Source organism: Alteribacillus sp. YIM 98480, from assembly GCF_009765375.1.
Lineage (GTDB): Bacteria > Bacillota > Bacilli > Bacillales > Marinococcaceae > Alteribacillus.
The window spans coordinates 1-16160 of record NZ_VTOK01000008.1 but is presented as its reverse complement, the minus strand read 5'-3'; the positions used below and the strand labels follow the sequence as shown (position 1 = coordinate 16160).

Below are 16160 nucleotides of genomic sequence, written 5' to 3'. Positions count from 1 at the left end.
GGGAGATAAAGAAATTGCGGAGGTTCGTGCAATGATACATGTATGATATGGCAACAGGGTGCCAAAAAGGAGAATGCAACATGGCAAAGGATAACGAACAACATACCGATCAACATCATCATGAGCATCACCACCACCACGAACATCGCCATCACACTGACAACCAAAATAACAAGCAGGATCACCATAAAAGTAAGTACGAAGGACATGATCAGAAGGAACATCATCATTCCCACAATCACGGGGAACGTGACCATCATAATCATGGACATGGTGGAGACCATGACCATGGGGAAATGATTGCCGATTTTAAAAAACGTTTTTATATTTCTCTTATCTTAAGCATTCCAATTCTGGCTCTGTCCCCAATGATTCAAATGTTTCTTGGAGTGGACTGGAGATTCCCAGGTGATCTCTATATTTTATTCGTTCCATCTACGGTTGTCTTTTTCTATGGAGGCTGGCCGTTTCTTACAGGTGCCGCCAGTGAGTTAAGGGAAAAGAACCCGGGAATGATGACTCTTATCGGCCTGGCTATCACCATTGCGTATGGCTACAGTACGATGGTGGTGTTCGGCTGGGAAGGAGATCAGCTTTTTTGGGAATTGGCGACACTCGTTGATATTATGCTGCTGGGTCATTGGATTGAAATGCGATCGATTATGGGGGCATCCAATGCGCTGGAGCAGTTAGTGAAACTGATGCCAAATGAAGCTCATCGATTGAATGAAAAGGATGAGGTAGAAGATGTCCCTGTTTCCCACTTACGTAATCAAGACCGCGTACTTATCAAGCCCGGTGAAAAAATACCGGTGGACGGTACGATCTTGAATGGGAGCTCTGCCATTGATGAAGCGATGCTCACAGGAGAATCGGTTCCTGCAGAAAAGTCTATTGGGGATGAAGTCATCGGTGGTTCCGTCAATAAAGAGGGATCTCTTACCGTTCAAGTGGAAAAGACGGGAGAGGAATCCTATTTATCTCAGGTTATTACGATGGTCAAAGAAGCTCAGGAATCTAAGTCAAAAACCCAAGATTTAACGAACCGGGCAGCGAAGTGGTTGTTTTACCTTGCATTGGTGGCAGGCTTTCTCACCTTAACGATTTGGCTATTACTGGGTTATTCGTTCGATGTAGCTTTGCAGAGAATGGTGACTGTCATGGTTATCACTTGTCCGCATGCCCTTGGTTTGGCAGCACCGCTTGTTGTTGCTGTATCCACAGCGATCTCAGCGAAGAAAGGTCTTTTAATTCGCAATCGAGCGAACTTTGAAGGAGCAAGGAACTTAAATGCAGTGGTATTTGACAAAACCGGTACCTTGACCAAAGGGGAATTCGGTGTAACGGATATCGTACCTAGAGAAGGTCACACTGAAGAAGACGTCTTATATTATGCCGCTAGCTTAGAACAGCAATCAGAACATCCTATCGCAGCCGGCATTGTAAAAAATGCAACGGAAAAGGGAATTAACTTAGCGAAGATAGAGGAGTTTCAGTCGATTACTGGGAAAGGCATTGAGGGAAAAGTGGACGGATACAAAATAAATGCTGTCAGCCCAGGTTATGTGAAAAGCCAGAACCTTACCTATGACAAAGATCTCTTTAACCAAATGTCGGAAGAAGGAAAGACTGTCATTTTTGTTCTCATGGATGATACCTTAATCGGTATGATTTCGCTCGCAGATATGGTCCGTGAATCAGCGAAGGAAGCTGTGGCAAGGTTGAAAGAAAAGGGTATACACTCCATTATGCTGACAGGGGACAATGAAAAAGTGGCCAATTGGGTAGCGAAGCAATTAGGTATCGATGAAGTGTACGCGGAAGTTTTACCCGATGACAAAGCCAATCAAGTAAAGAAGATTCAAGAAAAGGGTTGGAAGGTTGCCATGACAGGCGATGGTGTCAATGATGCCCCGGCCCTAGCCATAGCGGATTTAGGTATTGCGATTGGAGCTGGAACGGATGTTGCGATGGAAACCGCCGATGTGATCCTTGTCAAAAGCAATCCAAATGATGTGGTGGGACTCATGGATTTATCCAAGAAGACCTACCGAAAAATGGTGCAAAACCTATGGTGGGCGACCGGGTATAATATTGCAGCGATTCCACTTGCTGCGGGTGTCCTGGCGCCGGTTGGTCTGGTGTTAAGTCCAGCAGCGGGTGCCATATTGATGAGTTTAAGTACCGTGATTGTAGCGATTAACGCTAAACTATTGAAAGCATGAATGTTCTAGAATGGCTGTGCAAGCATATAGACTTGCGCAGTCTGTTAAACTTTTTATCATACACCTATGGGTAAATGAGCAGAAAGGATAATGGAGGTGAAGAATGCATGAACAGAAAAGTAGTTGGTTCCATATTAATCGTTATTCTGTTAGCTATTGGTGGATGGTTATTTATCAATTCCCCTTTTTACAATGGTAGTAGCCAATATAACGGGAGTTCACAAAATGGAATTAGTATTTTAGAGGTTGGAGCTCAGGAAGCAGGAGATCGTCCGGTAAAAACTTTCGACCTGACCGCGCAAGAAACAAAATGGGAGTTAGGGGACGGAAAAAAGGTGAATGCCTGGACTTATAACGGGACGGTGCCTGGAGAAGCATTACGAGTGACTGAAGGAGACTTTGTCCGTGTCCATCTAAAAAATGAATTAGGTGTTCCTGTTACGATTCATTGGCACGGTGTCATCCTGCCTAATAGGATGGACGGAGTACCGGGGCTCACTCAAGATGCGGTAGAGCCTGGGGAATCCTTTACGTATGAATTTATTGCTAATGACCCCGGTACCTATTGGTATCATTCGCATCAACATAGTGCGGAGCAAGTAGATCGAGGCTTATATGGGTCGCTTGTTATTGAAGAAAAAGAACCAGAGTATGATCGAGATGAATTTTTCATCTTAGACGAATGGGCGACTAGATCACGTGATCAAGGAGCTTTTAACATGGGAGGAATGATGCGAGGCCACATGTCTGGAGATGGAGAAATGGATACAAAACAATTGTACGACACCTTTACAGTTAATGGAAAGGCTGGAGATGCTATCGAGACATTAGTGATGGAAGAAGGAGAAACAGCTAGACTTCGGTTTGTGAACGCAGGTTACCAGCAGCATCAGCTGGTCTTTCCGGAAGGATCCATGAAAGTGATTGCCAATGATGCAGAAGAAATAAATGGTGAGCAAGGTTCTTCTCAGGTATTAGAAATTGCACCAGGGGAGAGAATTGATGTAGCGTATACCAAACAAGGGAAAGAATCGGAAGTGATTGCTGAAAACCCTGGTGTGGAACATTCGGAAGACATGAGAATTCCGGTGGTTTCCGAAAACAGTGCTGACTCTAAAATTAACTGGACCGTGTCGTCCGGATCGGATATTGCAGATGGGACGACTTATGGAAGCGAAGAATTACTTTTTGAGGAAACACCTGATCCAGATGTTACCTATGATATGGACGTAAGTATGGGGATGAATATGGGAGAAGGAATGTCCTTTCAAATCAATGGTGAGACATTTCCGAACACTTCTCCAATTAAAGTCGAAGAAGGAGATATCGTGAAAGTAAATATCACGAATTCGGGAATGATGAATCATCCAATGCATTTACATGGTCATCGTTTTCAAGTAGCTTCAAAAAATGGAAAAGAATATGATTATCCCATTGTAAAAGACTTGATTCATGTGAGGCCCGGCGAAGAGTATGTCGTTTACTTTGAAGCAAACAATATAGGGGAATGGTTATTCCATTGTCATGACAATAACCATGCAGAGCTTGGTATGATAACCGTTGTTGATTATCAAGGAGTGTATTCACCTTTTGAGATAGGTGGGGAAAACCAGCCGGAATAATGTGACAGAAAAAATGATGGTTGTCATCCCAAAACGGGCAATAAAAGAAAAAAATAGAAAGGGGCTGAGGTCATGTTTCATTATACTGTTGAAACAACCCAATCCATAGAAGAGGCGATGTCGGCTTTGGAGAAGAGTTTAAAAGACGAGAAATTCGGCGTGTTATGGCACTTTGATATCAAAGAGACACTGCAAAATAAAGGTTTTGCGTTTGACCAGCCTTATCATGTGATGGAAGTATGTAACCCAAAAGAAGCGCAGCGTGTGTTATCAGAAAATCAAATGGTAGGGTACTTCTTACCATGTAAAATCGTGGTTTATGAAGATACAGGGAAAACGAAAATAGGCATGCCGCGACCAACGACGTTAACAGAAATGGTCAATGATCCATTGATCAAAGAGCTGGCACAGGATATTGAAGACCGATTAATCGCATGCTTGGATCGAGCCGTTTAAAACAGGTATAGTAAAGGAGTTTGTTACATAATGAGAACCCTTAGACAGAGGCGGTGATCCTGTCTTAAGGGTTTTTTATAAGGTAAGAAGTTATAAATATTTGGCGTTTTTGATGTCTAGCTTCAGCGCCCAGCCGCTCAGGCGCACACAATAAAGAGGAACTTTTGCTAAGACCGCGAACGTCCTGTCGCAACGCAAAAGTCAACACCTCCTGTGCAAGCCAGTTCAGCGTTGTCACAGGACGTCCTTCCACACGATGTGGGGACTTCTACGTTGCACACTCGTCGCCAAAAACACCACGTCCTGTGGCATTGGCGACATGAGCACATCCTATGCGTCGACGTGTGCGATTTTAGTAGAAGTTCATTAAAATAAGCTGAACGTCTGATGTCTTCCCTTTCGACTCCGGGCCGCAGACGACCCTGCGCGAAAGCTCCAGAACCTGTCGCGGGCTCCCAGGATGGGAGTCAGTTCGGCGTTGTCACAGGACGTGACGCTCGTAGCCGAACTTCCTTCTTTTAAGTCGCTTGCGCTTTTCTTATAGATAGGGATTGTTTCAAAAAGGTGAAGTTCTTGATCTTCACACAAATTCCATAATTATTCGCTACACTATACACGTAGAAATGAATGGGAGGAACAATGGTGGCACGTATACTGATCGTAGACGATGAACAACAGATGCGCCAATTAGTTCATGTTTATCTCCAGAACGAAGGGTATAGCTTGGATGAAGCAAATTCTGGTGAAGAAGCGATACAAAAGATGCAGGATCAATCCTATGATGCTCTTATTTTAGATATTATGATGCCCGGGGTAGATGGATGGGAAGTGTGCAAACAAGTTCGTCATGTTCGTGCAGATACAGGAATTCTAATGCTTACGGCAAAAACCGACGTAGCAGATCGGGTAAAGGGACTTAATCTTGGAGCAGACGATTATCTCATGAAACCATTTGCTCCCGAAGAACTTGTTGCTCGCGTAAAAGCATTACTTAGAAGAAGCACTCATGGTGGTCACGACAAACCTCAAGACTTAATAATTGGAGAATTATGCATAAACATTGAGCGTCATGAGGTAAAAGTAGCAAGCACCCCTGTTGAGCTTACATCCAAAGAGTTTGATATCTTATTTTTATTGGCAAATCGTCCGAAACGAGTGTTTACCAGGGAACAGGTGATGGAGCAAGTTTGGCCGATAAATGAATGGCATGATCCCCGTACGATTGATACTCATATAAAAAATATCCGAACCAAGCTAAAGAATAATAGACTGTCGTTTAACCCGATTAAAACCGTGTGGGGAGTCGGATATAAATTTAATTTTCCGGATGGTATGAACCAATGAATACCATCTTTTATAAGCTTGGTGGCGCTATCACGATTTTATTTCTTGTCGTCCTGCTTCCGCTTGGTTTTGTTATGTTGGAGATTTTTAATAATTATAATCATACACATTTAAAGGAAGAAACAGAAGAAATGGCTTCACAATATGCTATCATGCTTTCAGCTGCAGATCGACTAGACGTCGATTTGCTCGTAGATTCTATGTCTACAGAAACCGTGCGGGAGATTATCGTTTTTGATCAGACAGAAACAATAATAGAAAGCTCTGGAATGGAAAGCTTTAGTCCGCGTAAAAAATCCTCAGGAACAGAGGAAATAGGAAGTTATATTGATCCTAAGACTAATCAACACTACTTTTATGCTGGGAAACCCGTTTTAGATAACGCTATTGCATCTATATATGTTTTTTCTCCATCAAATATGATGAGTTCTTCAGCCGTTCGAGTACAAAATGCTTTATGGTTGTCAGGTCTCGGATCCCTTCTTTTGGCCCTGGGGTTTACATTTATCTTTTCCAAAAAACTTACAAATCCTCTTCAAATGATGGAAAAGACAGCGAAGAAGTTAGCACGTGGAGATCTGAACACGAAAGTTCCTGTTACAACAAGAGATGAATTAGGGTCTCTCGCTCGCTCCATGAATGAACTTGCACGAGAATTAAAAAGGTATCGGGACAACAGGCGTGAATTTTTTTCTAATGTTTCTCATGAATTTCGCACCCCTCTATCTTATATACAAGGATACAGTCATGCATTAAAGAATGGTCTTCAACAAAATGAGGATCAAAGACAACAATTTATCCATATTATCCATGACGAAGCCAACCGAATGAATCGATTGATTGAAGATTTATTCGAGTTATCACGGATGGAAGAAGAACGATTTCCATTGGAGTTGGAGCTTGTACATCTTGGGCATATTGCACAAAAAGCAGTGGAAAAAGTGAGACCAAGTGCTGGAGATAAAGAAATAACTCTCGTCACGGAAATAGAGGAAGATATCCCCGATATCGTGGGAGACAGCTTTCGTTTGGAACAGATTTTTATGAATTTACTACAAAACGCCGTCCGGTATACAGAGCATGGCTGCGTTCGAGTCAAGGTATTGGCGGAAGATGGAAAAGTAATAGGAACGGTCTCAGACACGGGACTTGGAATCGCTTCTGAGGAAATCCCGCATATTTTTGAACGTTTCTATAGAATCGAAAAGTCACGGGCACGTGACTTCGGGGGAACAGGTCTGGGGCTGGCCATTGTGAAACAATTGACGGAACTTCAATATGGAACGATAGATGTAGAAAGCTGTGATGGTAAAGGAACAACTTTTACACTGTGTTTTCCGGAAGCGAGGGAGGGTGACGAATGAAAAGAGTAGAGTGGGTGATTGCCTCGATTTTTATTGCTTTGGGCCTTCATTGTCTCGTCATGGCTGGGACTCTCTTGCCAGGAACAGTAGGAGATCCCGCCTATTTTTCTCTCTTGCTTCGCGTTTGTTTTTGGATGGGAATCCCCATCTTGGGGGGATTTGTCATTTATATGATCATCATGTCAATCAAAAAACGGAAAGGAAAAGTATTATGAAACCTATAAGTACCTTTATTGTAAGTGTAATAACTGCAACAATCATTACGGGATGTGGAACAGACTCAGCTGAACCAGATGTTTCAGAAGAACAAGCAGAAGAAAAAGAGAATGCAGCAGAAGTCGAATTTCCACATATGCATGGTCTTGGTTTTACAGAGGATGGAGAAAAAGCATTCACTCCGGTACATGATGGCCTCAGGGTATTTGAGGAGGGGATATGGAGCCGAGTAGAAGGGCCGCGACATGATTATATGGGATTTACGATGACGGCAGATGGCTTCTATAGTAGCGGACACCCTTCCGTACAGACGAATAATGAGAATCCACTCGGTATTATCAAAAGTACCGATGAAGGAAAATCTACGGAAGTTTTGGGTTTAGAAGGAGAAGTGGATTTTCATCTCATGTCGGCAGGATATAACTCTGGAGCGATCTATGTGATAAATCCCCACCCAAACTCTAGTATGGAGGATACAGGCCTATATGTAACCACCAACGAAGCAAAGGATTGGGATAAAGGAGATATGGGCGGGGTATCTGGAAATATTATAGCTCTTGCAGCTCATCCGGAAGAGAAATCCACAGTGGCCGTAAGTACAGAGGAAGGAGTATTTCTATCACAGGATGCTGGAGACACATTTGAACAAGTATTAGACGTAAGCCCGGTTCCAGCTTTAATATTTACTCATGACGGTAAGATGCTTGCTGCTGAAGGGATTGGGGAAAAAACGACTCTACAAGTGATTGATTCGTCCGGAGAAACAGAACAAATGCCGGAGCCGGATATAAAAGAGGAAGATGCTATTCAATACATAGCACAAAACCCTGAGTCTTCTAAAACAATAATGGTAACCACTATGGAAAGGGATATCTTTTATACAGAAGATAATGGGGAATCATGGGAAAAAACAGTTAAAGAAGGAAAAAGCCAAAATAATTCATAAGAAAAAGCTGTCCTGGCATCTATCTTTCTAATCCAGGGCAGCATTCCTATGTGTCATCTCTTAATTTTCATTCATTTCTTCAAAATTCACACTAGGTTCAGCGCTGTTTTTGCCGTGCATCGAATTGTACATTTCTTTTACTTGCTCTTTCGTCCATTCAGGATGAACTTGTTCCATCGCTTTCTTCATTTGTCCATAATTAATTGGGCCAATTTCATCGTGCATCATTTGGTGCATGTTGTTCCTATTCGCCATTTGCTCTGCTTTTACTACCGACATATCGTTGCTGCTACTCTGAGCATACACTGCCGTAATGCCACCAGCAGCCACTAACCCTAATGACAACACACCGATAAATATTTTTTTCAATGTAATCAGCTCCTTTGTCTCTGGATACTTCTATTTTGCATGAAAATTATCAAGGAACTGTGAAGATGAATTGACAGCTTTGTGTATATTATGAATCTTAGTGAACATTACTGTAGTGAGTGCAGTAAAGATGAAAATCATTAGAACAAACGACATTATAAAGAGATAAGTATAAAGTAATGGCAAATAAAGGATGAAAAAGGAGGGGTTACAATTGGTCATACAATCAAATATGTCATCAAAAGCAATTGTGGAAATTTGGGGAGAGACAGTACATACCTTTAAAAAACATGATATCCCTATTACCAATCAAACCTTAGAAATATTAGTCGAAAACAAACATCTTTCTTCACTTCTTCAAGAATTAAACATTTCTGTTGGAAGTTCTGATATGACATGTATTAAAGGTGGCTGACAACTTTCATCCAAAAAGGGATAGGTTAACCCACTATTACAGGTAATAGAAAAGAGAATATAAATCCTACGATAAGTTCTATAAAAATGAGAAAGAATGTTTATAATACGATTCATACGGGGAATGTTATTTTATAAAAAATTGATAGGAGGATAAAAAATGACAAACATTTACATACGCATGGGGTTCATTCTTATTTTCTCTATATTGCTCTTAGCAGCATGCGGCGGTAATGAAGAAACAAATCCGGAAAATAACACAGATATGGAGACAGAGCCCGATTCTGAAGAACATACCGAGGACGATACGGGAACAGAGTCTGACTCCGAAGACAAAAATCATGAAGATATGGAGATGGACGAAGAGGCGGGGGAACATTCCGAGGAGAACATGCATGACCATATGTCTAGCTCTGGTGAAGTTCCGGAAGGACTCGCGGAAGCAGAAGACCCTGCTTATGATGTTGGCGATGAGGTAATTATTGAAGTTGAGCATAGCGAAGGGGGCGAAGAAATGATGAAAGGGGCTGAAGCAGCCATTACAGGAGCTTTTGATACAACGGCCTATTCTGTTTCTTTTACTCCAACTAACGGCAGAGACCCCGTGGAAGACCATAAGTGGGTTATCCACGAAGAGTTGGAAGAGCCTGATGAGGCCCCATTAGAACCAGGAACTGAAGTCACGTTGGATGCCTCTCATATGGAAGGAATGGAAGGAGCAACAGCTGAAATTGATTCAGCAGAAGAAACGACGGTTTATATGGTTGATTTCACCACAACTTCTGGCGGTGAAAAAGTAGAAAATCATAAATGGGTTATTGAAGAGGAACTAAGCCCTGTGGAATAACAATTTAAAAAATGAATGTGAGTTGTGAAAGAGAGCTAATTCTTTTGGATAGCTCTCTTTTTACGTATGCATGAATGAGATTTCATGGTATGAGAAACGCTCAACTTAGCGGAAAATAAGGCATGACCATTGCAGTAAATATTTCAAAAGAGGAAAACTATATGTTAGCGCATCATCCATTTCATTTAAAAGAACCTCTATACCACGCTAACGTCCGGTAAAACAAAGTTATTGATTTTATTGAATTTCTGAATCATAAAGATTAGAAACAATTGGAAAGCATTTTTCACGAACATTGTTACTCTTACCAGGAATCCGGAATGTTGAATGTAAACAGGCAGCGATTGAACCATTTATTGCTGCAAGGGCTCATCCTAAGAATAGATCACCAGGGAACCAGGCTTTTCATGAAACACGAGGTGCACCAGCTAAAGAAGACCTGGAGGCCAATCTATCGTAAAGATAGGTGTTTTATGCTAGATGTCGTAACGAAAAAAGGAAGCATGACGACTCATATTCTAGTAACCATTGGCAGTGAAAGCGTCATCTATAACATAGGTCATTCTGTAATAGGAGAGGGGTGACGTGCGGTGAGAGGGAAGATATTATGCGTAACAGGTTTAGCAGCTAGGACAGAAAAAAGATATTACAATGATACCACTATTATAACTGCCAGAATCGAAACGGACCCTGGAAATTCAGATGAAGGCGAAGAAATCGTTCATATTTTTGTGGATAACAATGTACACGAAGACAGCCCACATTACACGGCTTTGCAGGAATTGAAAGAAGAAGGTGCTGAACAACGATTAAAACCATAATAGGGGCAGGAAGAGATGAAAAAATACTTATTAATCTTAGGTTTGACAGCAGCCTTGTTAACAGGCTGCAACAACAATGCAGATGTAGAAGAACGATTCCAGGCGTTTGCAACCGACTATACACCACAAGACATATCCCACCACAACACGCCAAACGAGGGGAAAGTCGAATTTGATTTAAAAGATGAGATATACGTCAGGCAAGTTACGCGAGATACATTCTTTGACAAGGGAGAGATGCAGCTGCATACAAGATTTTCTGGACCTGCAAATAAGGAGTATATAGATGATTATGTAGCCATTCTCAAGTTTTCTATGGAAGCGCCAGACGAGACAGGGTTTGAGTTTGAAAGCATGGTAGAAGACATTGTGGAACAAAAGATGCAGAGTAACGAGTATTACTTCATAGATGGCACTCAAATACGCATGTCTAACTATCCGATCAGGGGATATGAAGCAGGCGAAGCTATTAACGTGACGATTAATCATCATTTGCCAGAAGACATGTATTATTTTGATGATGTATCTAAGTTAGAAGAACTCGGCATGGACCATCGATTAAAACCACATCCAAGATTTTTAGAACTGACTGGGAATGAAGACGGTGTCCATAAAACAATAGACGGTCTTATATCGCGCGGCTATGATAGGATGAACGGCTATATCGAACATGGCGACGATAAAGATATATCGTATTACAAACGCTTGGATAAAACATTGGAAAGCTATATTCCCTATACAGAGCAAGCGCTTGAAGTAGCAGAAGATGAAGCGTTAAAAAAGGATCTGGCAGAAACACATGAGTTGCTGCAAGGGTTAGAAGAAAACCTTGAAGACATAGATCGTTACGCGGAAAACGAATCTATTTTAAGGTTGGCGGAAATATATCGGGACCTTAACTATTACGTAAAAGGAGACATTACAATTGAAAAAACGGACACCACGCATTTTGCAAAGAAAGTGAAGGAAGCACAACAAAACGAATAATGTGGGGGGGGGGGAGAGTAAAATGAAAAAACGCACTATTATGACAGCGTTGGCAGCCACACTTATGTTGTCCGCTTGCAGTGAAAGTAGCGCAAACGAGGAAACAGAAATGGAAGCGCAAGAACAAGAGACAGAGGAAGTAGCAGTAAACGAAAAAGAAAACAAAAGTAGACCTTATATCGAAGGGGAAGCGAAAGCAAACAACGTCCATCAAACCGTCCATAATGTTATTGTCGCAGGCCACGCCGCGATGATGAAATATATAGAAGTGGAAGGACGGACCATCGGTGATGATGCAGACCTTGGTGCGGCTCTGGAAAAACACATACCCATGGCAGAAGAGGCGATAGAAAACGCGGAAGGCGACGCATTAATAGCAGACCTAGCAGACATCTATAACCATTCTGTTTCCTTACAGAAAGAAGTGGAAGAAGCAAACGACGTACAGAACATGGACGAACAGGAAAGGAAGACGCGTGTGATGGACTTGTTAAGAATGTATCGTGATCTTGATTACTATATACGCGGGGTAGAGGAATATGAGCCGTATAACATCACGCGCGTGGCCAAAGAAGAGTTATCGCAAGAGGGTAGCGCACACCGTACAGGAGAAGCGACCTTTGAAAAGCTGGAGGAAGAGGAAGTGCAAGAAAGTCTTGAACAGCTTCCAGAAAACCTTCAATCCTATATAAAAGAAAGCAACCATCCGCGGGACCGTTTTGTCTTTAACGAAGAATACAGGCAAGCCATCGTGGAAGCGTATGAACAATATGAGGACATGAATAAAAATGATTTAGACATGATGTGGGGAACCATGATGCACAAAGGCCATGCAAAAGAAGAAGCGATTGAAATACTGCTAGAATTACGTGAAGGACAAGCGTAAGGGGACTGCATATGTTTTTCTTATGGTATATGATAACAGCCGCACTAGCCTATTCCTTTTACGTTACAGACAGGGAATTACTTAGTCACATCGTTGGAACTGCATACGGCAATCATGTGAATGATGTGCTGCTACACATCTCGGCCATTTATAACGGGATCTACTTAATGGCTATTTTGGCAGCTTCCTTATGGTTTTTGGCAAAGTTACCCATAAAAAAAGAAGCACCGATATTTGTTGTAACGTGCATGACGCTGCTTCTTATTCCCGAAATATATAGTACAAGGTGGACCTTTTATCATTATTGGTGGGCTGCTGCATTGTTCTATATCCTATTCAGACACAAAGTAATCATAAATGTTATGAAGAGGAAAGGTAGTAAATAATTCTTCATTCACCAGCTTAAAAGAACAGCGAGATCTATAAAGGAGGAGAAATACCTCTTTTTTTAAAAGGTAAGATAGTATAAATATTTCGCGTTTTAAATGTCTAGCTCCAGCGCCCAGCCGCTCAGTCGTACACGATAAAGAGGAACTTTTGATAAAACCGCGAACGTCCTGTCGCAACGCAAAAGTCAACACCTCCTGTGCAAGCCAGTTCAGCGTTGTCACAGGACGTACTTCCACACGATGTGGTGACTTCTACGTTGCACACAGGATGTGTGCTCTTTTTTTATATAAATGGTTGTTGACGTTCTTTCTTTAAGATGATATATTAATAGTCCTGCTGTTGGAGAGAGTGGCTAAAGGTAATCATTCGAATCCGGGTGATGTCTTCATCATTCAAATAGATGCCGGGGTGGTGGAATTGGCAGACACACAGGACTTAAAATCCTGCGGTTGGTGTACAACCGTGCCGGTTCAAGTCCGGCCCTCGGCACCACATGGCGGTGTGGCGGAATTGGCAGACGCGCACGACTCAAAATCGTGTTCCTTCTGGAGTGTCGGTTCGACCCCGGCCACCGGTACTAAACGGAACTTAACAAAACGTTGATTTTGAAGACTTTTTGCATATTGCAGAGGGTCTTTTTTTGTGTCTTATTACACACTATTTTTTGCCCTTATGTAGTGTGCCATAGTAGTGTGCATTGCCCTATCAATTACACTAATTGAAGGGAAGGCATTTAACAATGAGAAGAAATAACCGCTTAAATACTGAAGAAATTGAAAAGATTTTTGATGGGGTAACAAGTGATGAAATTGACTTTCGAGAAGCACTAAATAAGTTTCTTGAAGATTGCAACATAAGAAACCTTAGAGGGCATACCATCAAATTTTATCAGAATGAACTATCAACCTTTTATAAAATAATGAAGGAACAAGGAATTGAACCTGCCCCTTCTTCTATAACCAGTGAACACATTAAAAGAAATGTGATTCTTTACATGAAAGAAGAACAAGAAAGAAAAATTGTAACTATTAATGCACGTATAAGGGCGGTTAGAAGCTTCTTTAACTTTCTGCATAGGGAAGGATATATAAGAAAGAACCCCGTTCAAGGTATCAAGCTTTTGAAAGATAGAAAGCAAGCAGTTGAAACCTTTTCACGGGAACAGTTAAAAGAACTGTTCAAGATTCCTGATTTAAGAACGTTCACAGGCATGAGGGATTATGTCCTTATGTCTCTGTTACTGGAAACAGGAATAAGGGCAAATGAGTGTATAGGAATCACTGTAAGGGATGTGAACCTTAAAGAGGGTACTGTCCTAATCAGGAACGCTAAAACCTATAAAGAACGGCTTGTACCAATTCAAAAGCCTATGCAAAACCTATTGACGAAATACTTGCACATAAGGGGCAGGGTAGAAGATACAGATGCCTTGTTCCTAACAATAGATGGCACCCCAATGTCAAAAAGACAACTTCAAAATAGAATTACCTTCTATGGAAGGAAAGCAGATATTCAAGGGGTTAGATGCAGTGCCCATACATTTAGGCACACCTTTGCAAAATTAAGTGTAAAAGCTGGGGCAGATATTTTCATACTGCAAGCGATATTAGGACATTCTTCTATGGAAATGGTACGTAACTATGTGAACTTATTCAGTGATGATGTACTAGAAAAGCATAAGGACTTTTCACCACTAAAGAATTTAAAGAGTAGGCTTTAAATTTTAAAAAAAATGAAATCACGGATTTAAAGTAATAATATGGGGCAGTCCCAAGATTCTTTTTAGAAAAGAACAGTAGGGGATTGCCCTTTTTAATTATCACGTATTTTTTTCTTTCTTCAAGTTTTACACAAAATTTTCATACAGTTTTTTGTATATACCTACACTTTTTCAATCCACATAGGGTTTTTCCTTCTTAACATCAAATATTAGTTCACTATACTTGATTTGACTGAATTTCAAATCGACAACACTAAATAGACTTACATATATAGTTATTTATTGGGGAAACTGAAGGTTAAGGAATATTCTTTTGGAGGGATGAAAATGAATTCTACTCAACAATACGATATCAAATTAACATCGGCAGAGATAACAAATCTATGGTCTGCATACATGAATGACAGTGGTTCCATCTGTCATTTAAAACATTACCTAAATATCGTGGAAGATACGGAAATTAAATCTGTTATTCAGTATGCATTAGACACTTCGCAATTGCACGTTAACACAATAGCCGAAATATTTACTCAGGAAGGTTATCCTGTACCTCATGGCTTTAAATTAAATGAAGACGTTGATGTGACTGCCCCAAGATTGTTTTCTGACATTTATTTTTTATATAATGTTAATCAACTTGGTAAGATTGGTTTAAATGCATATAGCATGGCTATACCTGTAACAGTGAGAGAAGATGTTTATAGCTTTTTTAGTAATTGTTTAAGTGAATCCGATAATCTTATCAAACAAACCAACGATATATTATTGGCAAAGGGTCTGTTTATCAGGTCACCATATCTCCCGAAACCTGAATCATATGACTTTGTAAAACAGAAAAGTTTTTTGGCAGGCTTTTTTGGCGAAAAAAGACCCCTTACAGGTACCGAAATCACAAACCTATATACCAATTTTCAAAGGAATGCATTAGGGGCAGCCACCCTAATTGGCTATAGCCAAGTTGCCCAGGATGAAGAAGTAAAACAGTTTCTATTAAGAGGAAAGGAAATGGCAAATAAGCATTGTGAAATATTTGGTTCACTCTTAAAGCAAAGTGATTTACCCTGTCCTATGACATGGGATACAGAGGTTACTGACTCTACTACGTACACTTTTTCTGACAGGAAAATGATGTTTTATACAACAAGTTTAATTGCACTTAGTGTAGGATACTACGGAAGAAGCATGTCCATGAGTCCAAGAAGGGATATTGGCGTTATGTATAGCAGATTAGTTGCGGAAATATTAAAATACGCTGATGATGGGGCTAAAATCATGATTAAACATGGCTGGATGGAAGAACCACCACGGGCATTAGACCGTGATGAATTAGCTAAAAAGTGAAAAATGAAAGACAAAACGGTAAAAAAGTTTGGGTTAAAAAGGTTTATATTTTGTGGAAAGGGTATATGAAATAAGACACAGGATTGGATTAGGGGGGTAACCCCCCTCCCTTTTTTATTTTCAAAACTTTAATAATGGTATGTCAACACTAAACTGGACAAATATTTAAAGGTGCATAGACTTGTATTCAGCCGGCGTTAAGTAATCTAGTG

General features: G+C 40.9%; 16 protein-coding genes and 2 tRNA genes. 17 read left to right on the top strand and 1 reads right to left on the bottom strand.

Annotated features, from left to right (window positions below):
- The first annotated feature begins 80 nt into the window (after positions 1-80).
- From FZF09_RS11295 to FZF09_RS11265, 7 genes are all read left to right on the top strand, one after another.
- Positions 81-2225: a heavy metal translocating P-type ATPase gene (locus tag FZF09_RS11295; RefSeq protein WP_158736708.1), complete on the top strand. Its 2145-nt coding sequence runs from the start codon at positions 81-83 to the stop codon at positions 2223-2225.
- 107 nt (positions 2226-2332) lie between these two features.
- Positions 2333-3847 carry a multicopper oxidase family protein gene (locus FZF09_RS11290; protein ID WP_158736707.1) on the top strand — a complete coding sequence of 505 codons (1515 nt, stop codon included), beginning with the start codon at positions 2333-2335 and terminating at the stop codon, positions 3845-3847.
- A 72-nt stretch (positions 3848-3919) separates the two neighbouring features.
- A complete protein-coding gene (locus tag FZF09_RS11285) occupies positions 3920-4303 on the top strand; it encodes a DUF302 domain-containing protein (protein ID WP_158736706.1) in 384 nt (127 codons plus the stop codon).
- A gap of 639 nt (positions 4304-4942) precedes the next feature.
- Complete coding sequence (locus FZF09_RS11280; RefSeq protein ID WP_199256778.1) at positions 4943-5647, top strand: response regulator transcription factor; 705 nt, start codon at positions 4943-4945, stop codon at positions 5645-5647.
- Positions 5644-7011 carry a HAMP domain-containing sensor histidine kinase gene (locus tag FZF09_RS11275; RefSeq protein WP_158736705.1) on the top strand — a complete coding sequence of 456 codons (1368 nt, stop codon included), beginning with the start codon at positions 5644-5646 and terminating at the stop codon, positions 7009-7011. The genes FZF09_RS11280 and FZF09_RS11275 overlap by 4 nt, the downstream gene beginning before the upstream one ends.
- Positions 7008-7226: a hypothetical protein gene (locus tag FZF09_RS11270; RefSeq protein WP_158736704.1), complete on the top strand. Its 219-nt coding sequence runs from the start codon at positions 7008-7010 to the stop codon at positions 7224-7226. Before FZF09_RS11275 ends, FZF09_RS11270 begins: the two co-directional genes overlap by 4 nt.
- The gene (locus FZF09_RS11265; protein ID WP_158736703.1) at positions 7223-8173 is read left to right on the top strand and encodes a F510_1955 family glycosylhydrolase; all 951 of its coding nucleotides are present in this window, start codon (positions 7223-7225) and stop codon (positions 8171-8173) included. Before FZF09_RS11270 ends, FZF09_RS11265 begins: the two co-directional genes overlap by 4 nt.
- A 60-nt stretch (positions 8174-8233) precedes the next feature.
- Here FZF09_RS11265 and FZF09_RS11260 read toward each other — a convergent pair whose 3' ends face one another.
- The gene (locus FZF09_RS11260) at positions 8234-8542 is read right to left on the bottom strand and encodes a hypothetical protein (protein WP_158736702.1); all 309 of its coding nucleotides are present in this window, start codon (positions 8540-8542) and stop codon (positions 8234-8236) included.
- Positions 8543-8756: 214 nt separating this feature from the next.
- Between FZF09_RS11260 and FZF09_RS11255 the strand changes: the two genes are divergently transcribed.
- The 10 genes from FZF09_RS11255 (at position 8757) to FZF09_RS11210 (ending at position 15948) form a co-directional block, all read left to right on the top strand.
- Positions 8757-8957: a hypothetical protein gene (locus tag FZF09_RS11255; RefSeq protein WP_158736701.1), complete on the top strand. Its 201-nt coding sequence runs from the start codon at positions 8757-8759 to the stop codon at positions 8955-8957.
- 159 nt (positions 8958-9116) lie between these two features.
- Positions 9117-9803, top strand: a complete 687-nt coding sequence (locus FZF09_RS11250) for a YdhK family protein (protein ID WP_158736700.1) — start codon at positions 9117-9119, stop codon at positions 9801-9803.
- Positions 9804-10393: 590 nt separating this feature from the next.
- Positions 10394-10624 (top strand): hypothetical protein, encoded by a 231-nt coding sequence (locus FZF09_RS11245; protein ID WP_158736699.1) that lies wholly within the window; start codon positions 10394-10396, stop codon positions 10622-10624.
- Positions 10625-10639: 15 nt separating this feature from the next.
- Positions 10640-11611 carry a hypothetical protein gene (locus tag FZF09_RS11240; protein WP_158736698.1) on the top strand — a complete coding sequence of 324 codons (972 nt, stop codon included), beginning with the start codon at positions 10640-10642 and terminating at the stop codon, positions 11609-11611.
- Between the two features lie 22 nt (positions 11612-11633).
- Positions 11634-12497: a hypothetical protein gene (locus tag FZF09_RS11235; RefSeq protein WP_158736697.1), complete on the top strand. Its 864-nt coding sequence runs from the start codon at positions 11634-11636 to the stop codon at positions 12495-12497.
- A gap of 11 nt (positions 12498-12508) precedes the next feature.
- On the top strand, positions 12509-12883 hold the full coding sequence (locus FZF09_RS11230; RefSeq protein ID WP_158736696.1) for a hypothetical protein: 375 nt from the start codon (positions 12509-12511) through the stop codon (positions 12881-12883).
- Between the two features lie 406 nt (positions 12884-13289).
- Positions 13290-13379, top strand: a tRNA-Leu gene (locus FZF09_RS11225).
- Between the two features lie 3 nt (positions 13380-13382).
- Positions 13383-13464: transfer RNA gene (locus FZF09_RS11220), tRNA-Leu, on the top strand.
- Positions 13465-13626: 162 nt separating this feature from the next.
- Positions 13627-14607 (top strand): tyrosine-type recombinase/integrase, encoded by a 981-nt coding sequence (locus FZF09_RS11215; RefSeq protein WP_158736695.1) that lies wholly within the window; start codon positions 13627-13629, stop codon positions 14605-14607.
- 327 nt (positions 14608-14934) lie between these two features.
- Positions 14935-15948, top strand: coding sequence for a DUF3231 family protein (locus tag FZF09_RS11210; protein ID WP_158736694.1), 1014 nt, complete (start codon positions 14935-14937; stop codon positions 15946-15948).
- Positions 15949-16160 lie beyond the last annotated feature (212 nt).

What these genes read in the sequence shown, in the direction of transcription:
- FZF09_RS11270 (WP_158736704.1), top strand. Translation starts at nt 7,008, where the DNA reads ATGAAAAGAGTAGAGTGGGTGATTGCCTCGATTTTTATTGCTTTGGGC.
- FZF09_RS11210 (WP_158736694.1), top strand. Translation starts at nt 14,935, where the DNA reads ATGAATTCTACTCAACAATACGATATCAAATTAACATCGGCAGAGATA.
- FZF09_RS11285 (WP_158736706.1), top strand. Translation starts at nt 3,920, where the DNA reads ATGTTTCATTATACTGTTGAAACAACCCAATCCATAGAAGAGGCGATG.
- FZF09_RS11295 (WP_158736708.1), top strand. Translation starts at nt 81, where the DNA reads ATGGCAAAGGATAACGAACAACATACCGATCAACATCATCATGAGCAT.
- FZF09_RS11240 (WP_158736698.1), top strand. Translation starts at nt 10,640, where the DNA reads ATGAAAAAATACTTATTAATCTTAGGTTTGACAGCAGCCTTGTTAACA.
- FZF09_RS11235 (WP_158736697.1), top strand. Translation starts at nt 11,634, where the DNA reads ATGAAAAAACGCACTATTATGACAGCGTTGGCAGCCACACTTATGTTG.
- FZF09_RS11230 (WP_158736696.1), top strand. Translation starts at nt 12,509, where the DNA reads ATGTTTTTCTTATGGTATATGATAACAGCCGCACTAGCCTATTCCTTT.
- FZF09_RS11265 (WP_158736703.1), top strand. Translation starts at nt 7,223, where the DNA reads ATGAAACCTATAAGTACCTTTATTGTAAGTGTAATAACTGCAACAATC.
- FZF09_RS11275 (WP_158736705.1), top strand. Translation starts at nt 5,644, where the DNA reads ATGAATACCATCTTTTATAAGCTTGGTGGCGCTATCACGATTTTATTT.
- FZF09_RS11215 (WP_158736695.1), top strand. Translation starts at nt 13,627, where the DNA reads ATGAGAAGAAATAACCGCTTAAATACTGAAGAAATTGAAAAGATTTTT.
- FZF09_RS11280 (WP_199256778.1), top strand. Translation starts at nt 4,943, where the DNA reads ATGGTGGCACGTATACTGATCGTAGACGATGAACAACAGATGCGCCAA.
- FZF09_RS11250 (WP_158736700.1), top strand. Translation starts at nt 9,117, where the DNA reads ATGACAAACATTTACATACGCATGGGGTTCATTCTTATTTTCTCTATA.
- FZF09_RS11290 (WP_158736707.1), top strand. Translation starts at nt 2,333, where the DNA reads ATGAACAGAAAAGTAGTTGGTTCCATATTAATCGTTATTCTGTTAGCT.